The sequence below is a fragment of the Bradyrhizobium semiaridum genome (assembly GCF_020329505.1).
GTDB classification, from domain to species: domain Bacteria; phylum Pseudomonadota; class Alphaproteobacteria; order Rhizobiales; family Xanthobacteraceae; genus Bradyrhizobium; species Bradyrhizobium semiaridum.
In genome coordinates this window covers 41,457-54,070 of sequence record NZ_JAGKJJ010000011.1, presented here as the reverse complement: position 1 = coordinate 54,070, position 12,614 = coordinate 41,457, and the positions used below count along the sequence as shown (strand labels likewise).

General features: G+C 64.8%; 8 protein-coding genes and 1 pseudogene. 5 read left to right on the top strand and 4 right to left on the bottom strand.

Annotation, left to right across the window (positions count from 1 at the left end):
• Nucleotides 1–218: 218 nt before the first annotated feature.
• Nucleotides 219–1,388 (bottom strand): 4-hydroxybenzoate 3-monooxygenase, encoded by a 1,170-nt coding sequence (gene pobA / locus J6500_RS15310; RefSeq protein WP_225713531.1) that lies wholly within the window; start codon nucleotides 1,386–1,388, stop codon nucleotides 219–221.
• A 293-nt stretch (nucleotides 1,389–1,681) separates the two neighbouring features.
• On the opposite strand from pobA, the gene J6500_RS15305 reads away from it, so the two are divergent.
• From J6500_RS15305 to J6500_RS15290, 4 genes are all read left to right on the top strand, one after another.
• Nucleotides 1,682–2,704, top strand: a complete 1,023-nt coding sequence (locus J6500_RS15305; protein ID WP_225713530.1) for a TRAP transporter substrate-binding protein — start codon at nucleotides 1,682–1,684, stop codon at nucleotides 2,702–2,704.
• A gap of 167 nt (nucleotides 2,705–2,871) precedes the next feature.
• Nucleotides 2,872–3,438: a TRAP transporter small permease gene (locus J6500_RS15300; RefSeq protein ID WP_225713529.1), complete on the top strand. Its 567-nt coding sequence runs from the start codon at nucleotides 2,872–2,874 to the stop codon at nucleotides 3,436–3,438.
• Between the two features lie 18 nt (nucleotides 3,439–3,456).
• Complete coding sequence (locus J6500_RS15295) at nucleotides 3,457–4,761, top strand: TRAP transporter large permease (RefSeq protein ID WP_225713628.1); 1,305 nt, start codon at nucleotides 3,457–3,459, stop codon at nucleotides 4,759–4,761.
• A 4-nt stretch (nucleotides 4,762–4,765) separates the two neighbouring features.
• Entirely contained in the window at nucleotides 4,766–5,227 is a 462-nt protein-coding gene (locus J6500_RS15290) for a DUF3237 domain-containing protein (protein WP_225713528.1), read from the top strand.
• 263 nt (nucleotides 5,228–5,490) lie between these two features.
• Here the strand turns inward: J6500_RS15290 and maiA are convergent, their stop codons facing one another.
• The 3 genes from maiA to metF all read right to left on the bottom strand — a co-directional run bounded on the left by maiA (nucleotide 5,491) and on the right by metF (nucleotide 11,146).
• Complete coding sequence (gene maiA / locus J6500_RS15285) at nucleotides 5,491–6,150, bottom strand: maleylacetoacetate isomerase (protein ID WP_225713527.1); 660 nt, start codon at nucleotides 6,148–6,150, stop codon at nucleotides 5,491–5,493.
• A gap of 226 nt (nucleotides 6,151–6,376) precedes the next feature.
• On the bottom strand, nucleotides 6,377–10,228 hold the full coding sequence (gene metH, locus J6500_RS15280) for a methionine synthase (protein WP_225713526.1): 3,852 nt from the start codon (nucleotides 10,226–10,228) through the stop codon (nucleotides 6,377–6,379).
• A gap of 3 nt (nucleotides 10,229–10,231) precedes the next feature.
• Entirely contained in the window at nucleotides 10,232–11,146 is a 915-nt protein-coding gene (gene metF / locus J6500_RS15275) for a methylenetetrahydrofolate reductase [NAD(P)H] (RefSeq protein ID WP_225713525.1), read from the bottom strand.
• A 392-nt stretch (nucleotides 11,147–11,538) separates the two neighbouring features.
• On the opposite strand from metF, the pseudogene J6500_RS15270 reads away from it, so the two are divergent.
• A pseudogene (locus tag J6500_RS15270) lies at nucleotides 11,539–12,558 on the top strand (LLM class flavin-dependent oxidoreductase).
• Nucleotides 12,559–12,614 lie beyond the last annotated feature (56 nt).

Below are 12,614 nucleotides of genomic sequence, written 5' to 3'. Positions count from 1 at the left end.
TCCCCGTCACTCGCGAGTGGCACCAAACATTCGGTGTCGTCCCTGCGAAAGCAGGAACCCATAGCCACAGGGTCGGGTTGTTGAGAACGTTGTGGCCCCAGCGCGGCGTAACCATGACCCTTGGTGGTATGGGTCACTGCTTTCGCAGGACGACACCGGTTATGTTGCAGCGCTGCTCAACCCGTCGCCAGGATGACGGGCGGGGCATCGCCGCAGCGCTAGAACGGCAGCCCGACGTAATTCTCCGACAGCGAGGTCGATGCCGCCTTCGAACTCACCAGATAGTCCAGCTCGGCGATCTGGATGCGCGCGGCGAAATCGCCCTCGTCGGGGAATTTGTGCAGCATCGAGGTCATCCACCACGAGAACCGCACTGCCTTCCAGACCCGCGCCAGCGCGCGGGCCGAGTAGCCGTCGATGCCGGCGGAGGATTTCTCGTCGTAATATTCGCGCAGCGCCTGCGAGAGGTAGTGCACGTCGCTGGCGGCGAGGTTCAATCCCTTGGCGCCGGTCGGCGGCACGATGTGCGAGGCGTCGCCGGCCAAAAACATTCTGCCGAACCGCATCGGTTCGGCGACGAAGCTGCGCAGCGGGGCGATGCTTTTCTCGATCGAGGGGCCGGTGATGAGCTCGTCGGCGGCCTTCTGGTCGAGCCGGCGCTTCAATTCGTCCCAGAACCGCGCGTCCGACCACTGGTCGACATGATCGTCGAGCGGGCACTGCACGTAATAGCGGCTGCGGTGGGTCGAGCGCATGGTGCAGAGCGCAAAGCCGCGCTCGTGGTTGTTGTAGATCAGCTCGGGCGAGACTGGCGGCGTCTCCGAGAGGATACCGAGCCAGCCGAACGGATAGACCCGTTCATAGCTCGTGATCGCGGAGGCCGGCACGCTGGCGCGGCTGACGCCGTGAAAGCCGTCGCAGCCGGCGATGAAATCGCAGGCGATCTCGTGCGTGACGCCGTCCTTGACATAGGTCACGCGCGGATGGTCGGTGTCGAAATCATGCGGCTTGACGTCGCTTGCCGAGTAGACCGAGGTCAGCCCGGCGGCCTTGCGCGCGTTCATCAGGTCGAGCGTCACCTCGGTCTGGCCGTAGATCGTCACGGTCTTGCCGGTCGCCGCATGCATGTCGATGCGATGCCGGGCGCCGCCGAACGCCAACTCGACGCCGTGATGGACCAGGCCCTCTTCATGCAGCCGGGCGCCGGCGCCGACCGCATCGAGCAGCGACACCGTACCCTCCTCGAGCAGGCCGGCGCGGATCCGCGCCAGCACATATTCCGGCGTCTGGCGCTCCAGAATGATGTTGTCGACGCCGAATTTATGAAGTAGTTGCCCAAGCAACAGTCCGGACGGACCTGCGCCGATGATTGCTACTTTTGTCCGCAATACCTGCTCCTCCCGATGCGATAGGCTGCTGCGAGGCGCCCGCGCCGCTGCCGCCGTGAAACTTGCCATGGCAATTATATCATATAACGGTTCTGGCAAAGCATCTTTGCATCGGGAAATTCCTGTCCCGCAATGCGAGATGCGAGGGGATGCAAGGCGATGCAACGGCCAGGACGGGGTGCGACGTGGCGTCCGCGGCGCGCATTCCGGCTTGATCGGGCGGGCAAATTATATAACATGTTAACTAACTAAGCGGGCACGAAGCCCGCGATCATGGAGAGGGAGGAGATGCGATGAGGAAATCGTTGTTGGCGCTGCTCGTGGCCGCGGCAGTCGGGCCTGTCGTCACGCCTGCTCTGGCGCAGGACAAGACCGTCAATCTCAAGGTGTCGCTGTGGGTGCCGCCGGCGCATCCTTTGGTGCCGGCGACCAAGGCCTGGGCCGAAGACATCGAGAAGGCCTCGGGCGGCACCATCAAGGTCACCGTGTTCCCCTCCGAACAGCTCGGCAAGGCGTTCGACCATTACGACATGGCGCGCGACGGCATCGCCGACGTCACCTATGTCAATCCCGGCTATCAGCCCGGCCGCTTCCCGATCGCGGCCGCCGGCCAACTGCCGTTCACCTTCTCCGACGGCAAGAAGGGCACGCTGGCGCTGAACGAGTGGTACCACAAATATGCGCCGACCGAGATGAAGGACACCAAGCTGTGCTTCGCCTTCATCCATGATCCCGGCGCGCTGCACGGCAAGAAGAAGATCGTGCTGCCGAACGACCTCAACGGCGTCAAGGTGCGCCCGGCGCAGAGCACGATCGGCGAGATGGTGAAGATGTTCGGCGGCACCAATGTGCAGGCCTCGGCGCCGGAATCGCGTGATGCGATCGAGCGCGGCGTCGCCGACGAGATCACCTTCCCCTGGGGCTCGATCTTCCTGTTCGGCATCGACAAGGTGGTGAAGTACCACATGGACGTGCCGCTGTACTCGACGGTGTTCACCTACAACATGAACCTCGCCAAATATAACTCGATGTCGGACGCCCAGAAGAAGGTGATCGACGCGCACTGTTCGCCGGAATGGGCGTCCAAGGTCACCGATCCCTGGACCGATTTCGAAGCCAACGGCCGCACCAAGATGAAGGCGCTGGAAGGCCACGAGGTCTATCAGCTCACGGCTGACCAGCTCACCGAATGGAAGAAGGCCGTGAAGCCGCTGCGCGACAGTTGGGCCGAGGCGGTGAAGAAGGCCGGCGGCGACGCCGCCAAGATCGACGCCGATTTGCAGGCCACGCTGAAGAAGTTCGAGGCGGGGATTTAACGTCGCCGTCCCTTCACCTCTCCCCGCTCGCGGGGAGAGGTCGGATCGCCCGTCGGGCGATCCGGATGAGGGGGTACAGGTTGCTCCACTCGCCCCAGTTTCGCGGATAGTCCCTCACCCCAACCCTCTCCCCGCAGGCGGGGAGGGGGAGCTTGTCGAAGCAACGCATGACACAATCTGCCGAAGTCTCCCAAGACGGCGTCATCACCGGCCCACCCGGGCCGGCGCGCAAGAATTTCATGGACCGCTTCATCGACTCCATCGAATGGGTCGCGGCGTTCTTCGTCGGCGTGGTCGCGCTCAACACCTTTCTCGCGGTGTTCATGCGGAAGTTCTTCGCGGTGACGATCCCTGACTACTACAATTTCGGCCAATTCCTGCTCGGCATCCTGATCTTCTGGGGTATCGCGGCGACCAGCTATCGCGGCACCCACATCACCGTCGACCTGGTCTGGGCCAATGTCAGGCCGCGCTACCAGCGCTGGATCGATATCTTCGCCACGCTGGTGCTGCTGTTCGTGGTGACGGTGCAGACCTACACGCTGATCGACAAGGTGATCGACACCAAGAACGGCCACATCGTCACCATGGATCTCGGCGTGCCGATCTGGCCGTTCTTCCTGGTGTCGTGGCTCGGCGACGTTTCCGCGGTACTGCTGATCGCGATCCGCACCTGGCGCCTGATCTTCCATCCGGAAGATATTCACGACGCCAAGATCAAGACCGCGGAGTAGACGGCCATGAGTCTTGACCTGAGTCCCGAGACCGTTGCCGTCATCGGCTTTGTCAGCCTGTTCGTGCTGATGCTGCTGCGCGTGCCCGTCGGCATGGCAATGGGCCTCGTCGGCATCACCGGCTTCGGCTATCTCACCGGCTTCGCGCCGGCGCTGAAGCTGGTCGGCCAGACCACGATGCGAACGGTGACGGATTATTCCTTCGGCGTGATCCCGATGTTCCTGCTGATGGGCGCCTTCGTCTCCGTCTCGGGCATCAGCCGCGAGCTGTTCCGCGCCGCCAACACCTTCGTCGGCCACTGGAAGGGCGGACTCGGCATCGCCACCATCGGCGCCTGCGGCGGCTTCGCCGCGATCTCCGGCTCCTCGGTCGCGACCGCCGCGACCTTCTCGGCCGTCGCCTATCCGGAGATGCGTCGCTTCGGCTATCCGCAGTCGTTTGCGACCGGCGTGATCGCGGTCGGCGGCACGCTGGGCGCGATGCTGCCGCCGTCCACCGTGCTCGCGGTCTACGGCATCATCACCCAGCAGGACATCGGAAAACTGTTCATCGCCGGCGTGGTGCCGGGCCTGCTCGCGATCCTCATGCACATGATCACGATCGGCATCATCGGCATCGTGCGGCCGGGCTTCCTGCCGGCCGGCGTGAAGGCGTCGTGGGGTGAGCGGCTGGTCGCGCTGCGCGACGTGTGGTCGCCGCTGCTGCTGTTCTTGTTCGTGATCGGCGGCCTCTATGGCGGCTTCTTCATCCCGACCGAGGCCGGCGCGGTCGGCGCGGTCGGCGCCTTCATCATCGGCATCCTCCGCGGCAAACTCAGCCGCGACGGCATCCTGCAATCGCTGCTGCAGGCGACCCGCACCGCGGCCGCGGTGTTCACCGTGCTGATCGGTGCGCTTTGCTTCGGCTATTTCCTCACCATCACCCAGACGCCGCAGAACGTCACGGCGTTTCTCACCGGGCTCGGCATCGGCCCCTATGGCGTGCTGGCGCTGATCCTCCTGATGTATCTGGTGCTCGGCTGCCTGATGGACGCGATGGCGATGGTCATCCTCACGGTACCGATCGTGTTCCCTGTCGTCACCGCGCTCGGCTTCGATCCGATCTGGTTCGGCATCATCATCGTCATGACCGTCGAGCTCGGCCTGATCCATCCGCCGGTCGGCATGAACGTGTTCGTGATCAAGAGCGTGATCAAGGACGTCAACATGTCGACGATCTTCGTCGGCGTGCTGCCGTTCGTGATTACCGACCTGGTGCGGCTGGTGATCCTGATCCTGTTCCCGCTGCTCGCGACCTGGCTGCCGCAAAGGATGATAGGCTAACCCAATGGCTCCGGAGATTCAGACGAAGTACGTCTTCACCATCACCGCCCGCATCGCCGAGGTGACCTCCGCCGGCGACATCGGCACCGGCGTCCGCCGGATCATCCCGATCATCGGCGGCGAGGTAAGGGGCGAGGGCATCAACGGCAAGGTGCTGCCGTTCGGCGCCGATTTCCAGATCATCCGCCCCAACGAGCTGATCGAGCTGGAAGCGAAATACGCCTTCGAGACCGACGACGGCGCCGTGGTGTACGTCGAGAACCGCGGCATCCGCTTCGGGCCGGTCGACCTGTTGCAGAAGCTGAAGCGCGGCGAGCCGGTCGATCCGAAGCTGATCTATTTCCGTACCGTGCCGAAATTCGAGACCGGCGCCGAAAACTACCGCTGGCTGATGCAGCACATCTTCATCGCCTCCGCAGCCCGCCACGCCGACCGCGTGGTGATCGACGTGCATCAGGTGTTATGAGGATGGTGTTGAGCTAGGCACAGTTAAGCTCGAGCGCTCGTGCTGCGGTAAGGAGCCTCCAACGGAGGGGTTCCCTCCCCCCTTGCGGGGGAGGGTTAGGGAGAGGGGTACCACACGGGCACTCTCTCCACCTTCTTCCACGCGCTTGAATTGCAGCGTCGCCGCTTCTCTCGATGATCTCGCCCGGTAGCACTCCTCTCCCCAACCCTCCCCGCAAGGGGGGAGGGAGCCTGACCAGCGCGCCGGCCTCAGCTGCACCGCACCTACTTCGCCCGCATCGTTTCCGGTGTGTCGGGTTGCACCGACGGATGTGCCTTCGCGAATGCCGGCAGCGCCATTGCAGTTTCGTGGATGCGCTTCACCGTCGGCCAGGGCGACAGGTTGATCTGCTGATTGACCGCCGCGGTGACGTGGCCGACCAGGCAGATGTCGGCGAGCCCGGGCGCATCGCCGTGACAGAATTGGCCGGTCGCCTTGTGCCCGGCGAGGTGGCCTTCGAGCGCGGCCAAGGTCTCGACCGTCCAGTGTCGGCGCCAGGCGCTCTGCTGGCTGTCGCGCAAATCCAGTTCGCGGTCGAGATAGCGCCGCACCCGCGGCGTCAGCAGCGGATGGCCCTCGCAGGCGACCATCAGCGCCAGTCCGCGCACCCGGGCGCGGCCGAGCGCATCGGCCGGCAGCAGCGGCGGATCGGGATAGGTCTCGTCGAGATAGTCGATGATCGCGAGCGACTGGAACAGCACCGTGCCGTCGTCGGTCACCAGCGCCGGCAGCGCCATCTGCGGATTGAGCTTGCGGTAAGCGTCGGTGCGATGCGCGTCGGCGTCGAGGTCGACGAAGCTCACCTCGGCCGGCACCTGCTTCAGGTTGAGCGCGATCCGCACCCGAAAGCTCGCCAGCGATCGCCAGAAGGAGAAGAATTGCATGGGAGAGTTCCGTTCTTCACCTCTCCCCGCGCTCCTGCGGGGAGAGGTCGGATCGCATCGCAGATGCGATCCGGGTGAGGGGCATGGCGCGATGGTGCCGCACTATAGCGCTCTCGGATTCGAAAATCCTCATCCTCAAGGAGAGACCGTTGTTGCGGCACCACGCCTCACCCGAAGCCTGCGGCTTCGGCCTCTCCCGGCGAAGAGCGGGGGGAGGCGAAGAGAGCTACCCCGCGCCGATCGCCTTCTTGCGCCAGGCGAGGTGCACGGCGCAGGTGCAGCCCTTCGGATGCGAGGCAAGGTCCGCGGCGTCGTTGGCGGGGGTTGCGGCTGGCGCGATCTCCTTCGCGCCGTCCTGCGCGGGGATGTAGTTCAGCACCGGCGCCAGCCAGCGCTCGACCTCGGTGACGCTCATCGCCTTGCGCGCGGCATAGTCCTCGACCTGGTCGCGCTCGATCTTGCCGACGCCGAAATAGAAGCTTTCGGGATGGCTGAAGTAGAGTCCCGAGACCGAGGAGCCCGGCCACATCGCAAAGCTCTCGGTGAGCTTGACGCCGGCAGTGTTCTCGGCGTCGAGCACCGCGAACAGCGTCTGCTTCTCGGTGTGGTCGGGCTGTGCCGGATAGCCCGGCGCCGGCCGGATGCCGTCATACTTCTCGAGGATCAGTTCGTCCGACGTGAACGTCTCGTCCGGCGCATAGCCCCAGAACTCCTTGCGCACGCGCTGGTGCATGCGCTCGGCAAAGGCCTCGGCGAGGCGGTCCGCCAGTGCCTTGCACAGGATCGAAGAGTAGTCGTCATTGGCGTTCTTGAAGCGGTCGGCGACCGCATCCTCGCCGATCCCGGCGGTGACGACGAAGCCGCCGATATAGTCGGGCACGCCGCTCTCCTTCGGCGCGATGAAATCGGACAGCGCGGCGTTGAAGCGGCCCTCGCGCTTCTCGAGCTGCTGGCGCAGGGTATGGAAGGTCGCGATCTTCTGCCGGCGCGTCTCGTCGGCATAGACCTCGACGTCGTCGCCGACGGCGTTCGCCGGCCAGAAGCCGATCGTGGCGCGAGCGGTGAACCACTGCTCCCTGATGATGGTATCGAGCATCTTGCGCGCATCGTCATAGAGCGAGCGCGCGACTTCGCCGACCTTGGGATCGTCGAGGATCGCCGGAAAACGTCCCGTCAGCTCCCAGGTCTGGAAGAACGGCGTCCAGTCGATGTAATCGGCGAGCTCGGCAAGATCGTAGGCGTCAAAGCTCTTCAGCCCGAAGAACGTCGGCTGCTTCGGCGGCGCCTTGGCAAAGTCGATCGCGACCTTGTTGGCGCGGGCCTCGGCGAGCTTCAGCCGCTTCTTGTCGGCCTGGGCGCGGAAATGCGCCGCGGAGATCTTGGCGTATTCGGCGCGCACCTCGGCGGCATAGGCCTGCTTCTTCTCGGCCGACAGCAGCGAGGAGGCGACACCGACCGCGCGGCTGGCATCGTTGACATGCACGACCGGCCCGCTCCTGTAGTTCGGGTCGATCTTCACCGCAGTGTGCACCCGGCTCGTGGTGGCACCGCCGATCAAGAGCGGCACGTTCATGCCCTGACGCTCGAGCTCGCCGGCCAGGAAGCTCATCTCGTCGAGCGACGGCGTGATCAGGCCGGACAGGCCGATGATGTCGGCGCCTTCGGCCTTGGCGGTCTCGATGATCTTGGTGGCGGGCACCATGACGCCGAGATCGATGACCTCGAAATTGTTGCACTGGAGCACGATGCCGACGATGTTCTTGCCGATGTCGTGGACGTCGCCCTTCACGGTCGCGAGCACGATCTTGCCCGCGGCGTTGCGGCCGCCGGCCACACCATTGGCGAGGTTGCGCGCCTTCTCCTCCTCCATGAACGGCATCAGATAGGCGACCGCCTGCTTCATCACGCGGGCGGACTTCACAACCTGCGGCAGGAACATCTTGCCGTCGCCGAAGAGATCGCCGACCACGTTCATGCCGGCCATCAGTGGACCCTCGATGACGTCGAGCGGACGCGCGGCGTTCTGGCGGGCGGCCTCGGTGTCCTCCTCGATGAATTCGGTGATGCCGTGCACCAGCGCATGGCTCAGCCGCTTCTCGACCGGCCATTCGCGCCAGGCGAGATCGGCCTCCTTCGCCTGCTTCTCCTTGCCGCGGAATTTCTCCGCCAGCGCCAGCAGCCGTTCCGAGGCGCCGGGATCGCGGTTCAGGATCACGTCCTCGCAAACCTGGCGCAGCTCAGGGTCGATGTCGTCATAGACGATCATCTGCCCGGCATTGACGATGCCCATGTCCATGCCGGCCTTGATGGCGTGATACAGGAACACCGAGTGCATCGCCTCGCGCACCGGCTCGTTGCCGCGGAACGAGAACGACAGGTTGGAGACGCCGCCGGAGACGTGGGCGCCGGGCAGGTTCTGACGGATCCAGCGCGTCGCCTCGATGAAGTCGACGCCGTAATTGTTGTGCTCCTCGAGGCCGGTCGCGATCGCAAAGATGTTCGGATCGAAGATGATGTCCTCGGGCGGGAAGCCGAGCCGATTGACCAGGATGTCGTAGGCGCGCTTGCTGATCTCGGTCTTGCGGGCGAATGTGTCGGCCTGGCCGGTCTCGTCGAACGCCATCACGACCACGGCGGCGCCGTGGCGTTTCGCAACCGTCGCCTCGTGGATGAACTTCTCCTCGCCTTCCTTCAGCGAGATCGAGTTCACGATCGGCTTGCCCTGGAGGCATTTCAGGCCGGCCTCGATGACATGGAATTTCGACGAATCGACCATCACGGGCACGCGGGCGATGTCGGGCTCGGCGGCGACGAGGTTGAGGAACGTCACCATCGCGGCTTCGGAATCGAGCAGGCCCTCATCCATGTTGACGTCGATGACCTGGGCGCCGTTCTCGACTTGATCGCGCGCGACTTGCAGCGCCGCGGTGTAGTCACCCGCGGTGATCAGCTTGCGGAAGCGCGCCGATCCGGTGACGTTGGTGCGCTCGCCGACATTCACGAACGGGATCGCGTCCGTCAGCGTGAACGGCTCGAGGCCGGACAGCTTGAGCTTTGGCGCGATCTCGGGCACGACGCGCGGCTTGTGCGGGGCGACGGCTTTGGCGATCGCGGCGATATGGTCCGGCGTGGTGCCGCAGCAGCCGCCGACGATGTTGACGAGGCCGGCGGCGGCGAACTCGCCGATCAGCCGCGCCATGTACTCGGGCGTCTCGTCATACTGGCCGAACTCGTTGGGCAGGCCGGCGTTCGGGTACGCACAGACCAGCGTGTCGGCGACGCGGCCGATATCGGCGATGTGGGCGCGCAGGTCCTCGGCGCCGAGCGCGCAGTTGAAGCCGATCGTGATCGGCCGCGCGTGCCGCACCGAATGCCAGAACGCTTCCGGCAACTGCCCGGAGAGCAGGCGGCCGGACTTGTCGGTGATCGTGCCGGAGATCATCACGGGCACGTCGATGCCGCGCTCCTCGATGATCTCGGCGATCGCATACAGCGCGGCCTTGGCGTTCAGTGTGTCGAAGATGGTCTCGACCAGCAGCAGGTCGGCGCCGCCGTCGAGCAAACCCTTCGCCTGCTCGCCATATGCCTTGCGCAGATCGTCGAAAGTCACGGCGCGATAGCCGGGATTGGACACGTCGGGCGAGATCGACGCGGTACGGTTGGTCGGGCCGAGCGCGCCGGCAACGAAGCGCTCCTTGCCGTCCTCGGCCGAGACGCGCTCGGCCGCGGCGCGGGCGAGCCGGGCGCCCTGCAGGTTCAGCTCATAGGCGAGGTCCGACATGTCGTAGTCGGCCTGCGCGATCGAGGTCGACGAGAAGGTATTGGTGGCGACGATGTCGGCGCCGGCGCGCAGATAAGCGGCGTGGATATCCGTGATCGCGTCGGGCTGGGTCAGGATCAGGACGTCGTTATTGCCCTTGATGTCGCGGTGGAAGTCGGCAAAGCGCGCGCCGCGGAACGCGGCCTCGTCGTATTGCAGGCCCTGGATCATCGTGCCCATGGCGCCGTCGAGCACCAGGATGCGTTCGCGGGCGGCCGCGAGCAAAGCGTTACGCTTGGGAGAAACAGGCACAGTCATGGTTCAGGCAGCTTTCTGGGCGCCATTCGGCCGGATGCCGAGCAGATGGCTGATCGCGAACACGAGGTCCGCGCGGTTCATGGTGTAGAAGTGGAAGGTGTCGACGCCGTGCTTGAACAGCTTCTGCACTTGGCCGGCGGCGACGGTGGCCGCCACCAGCTTGCGGGTCTCGGCGTCGTTGTCGAGGCCGTCGAATTTCTCGGCGAGCCAGTCCGGCACGCTGGTGCCGGCGCGGGTCACGAAATTGCGGGCCTGCTTGAAATTGTGCATCGGCATGATGCCCGGCACGATCGGAATATCGATGCCGCGCGCGCGCACCCGGTCGAGATAGCGATGGTAGAGATCGTTGTCGAAGAACACCTGGGTGATCGCGCGCGCCGCGCCGGCGTCGACCTTGGCCTTCAGCGTGTCGATATCGGCATCGAAGCTTGCGGCTTCCGGATGCTTCTCCGGATAGGCGGAGACCGAGATCTCGATATCCGGATGGCGTTTCTTGATTCCGGCGACGAGCTCGGCCGAGCTCTGGTAGCCGTCCGGATGGGTGAAATAGGGCGTGCCGATGCCGCCGGGCGGATCGCCGCGCAATGCCACGATGTGGCGGACGCCGACCTCGTGGTAGCGGTCGACGATCTCGTCGATCTCGCCGCGGCTGGCGCCGACGCAGGTCAGATGCGCTGCCGGCAGCAGGTCGGTCTCCTTGAGGATGCGGGCGATGGTCGAATGGGTGCGCTCGCGGGTCGAGCCGCCGGCGCCATAGGTCACCGATACGAAGTTCGGCGTCAGCGGCGCCAGGCGGTTGATCGTCTCCCACAGGCTGCGCTCCATCTCCTCGGTCTTCGGCGGGAAGAACTCGAAGGAGATTTTCGGAGTCTTTGGCGCGCGCTGCCCGCTCGGCACGGGAGAGAAGGTCTCGGTCATGATACGCAAGGGCTCCGCAACAGCTGGCCGGTGTATGAGTGCTCCAAGATAGGCCAAACCGGCCCAATCAGACAGCCCATCGGAGATGGGAATTTGCCCACTGTGTGGAAATTATATCCGCATATTGCTCCTTGAAAGGAGCTGGTGGGCAACCCAATTGGATCCGCTAAAAAAACATACAAACTATTGAATTATATGAATAATATACCACATTTGCGACTTCGTTCAAGTCGCTCAAAATAGTGTGGGCAGTATTGAAGCTTCGATGAAGTGTCGTATTTCGTCCCAAGGTAGTTGGCAGCTGCGATGGCCCGGCGGCAGCCTTCCGGCGCGGGCCTGACCTGCGCGGCCCGCGTCTTTGTCGGCTCGCGAGGTCACACTAGGTTGCGGCCATGATCCCGTTGTCCGTCCTCGACCTCTCCGTCGTCACCACAGGCACCAGGCCTGCCGCCGCGCTGCGCAACAGCATCGATCTGGCGCGCCATGTCGATGGCCTCGGCTATGTCAGGTACTGGCTCGCCGAACACCACAACCTCGCTTCCGTCGCGAGCCCAGCGCCCGATTTGATGATTGGGCAGATCGCGGCGGTGACGCAGCACATCCGGGTCGGCTCCGGCGGCGTGATGCTGCCCAACCACGCGCCGCTGGTCGTCGCCGAGCGCTTCAAGATGCTGGAGGCGCTGTTTCCCGGCCGCATCGATCTCGGGCTCGGCCGCGCGCCCGGCACCGATGGTGCCACCGCCTACGCGCTGCGCAGCCGGCTCGACAAGCGCGAGGGCGATGATTTCCTCGAGCGGCTGCGTGAGCTGACCTTGTGGGAGACGCGCGATTTCCCGCCGGGCCATCCCTACAACAAGGTGGTGGCGATGCCGGACGATTCGCCGCTGCCGCCGATCTGGCTGCTCGGCTCGAGCGACTACTCCGCCGAGCTTGCCGCGCAGGTCGGGATGGGCTTTGCCTTCGCGCATCATTTCGCGACCCATGATGCGGTCGCGGCGATGACTAATTATCGCGCGCATTTCACGCCGTCGGGCTGGCGCAGCGCGCCGTAGGCGATCCTGGCGGTCGCGGCCGTCGCGGCGGAGACCGATGCCGAGGCCGAGCAGCTCGCGATGTCGATGGACCTCAACCGCCTGCGCCGCGACCGCGGCCAGTATCTGCCGCTGCCCAGCGTCGAGGAGGCGATGGCCTATCCCTACAGCGACGCCGAGCGCGCCGCGATCGCCCGCAACCGCGCCCGCTTCTTCGTCGGCAGCCCATCGACGGTGCTGGCAAGGCTGCAGCCGCTGATTTCAGCGACGAAGGCGGACGAGCTGATGGTGATCACCGCGGTGTATGATCACGCGGCAAGGAAGAAGTCGTACAGCCTGCTGGCCGAGGCGTTTGGGCTGAACAAGAGGGCGGCCGCATAATGGTCGTCGTCTCGGCGGAGGCCGGGACCCATACGCCGCGGCGATTGTTGAGAAAG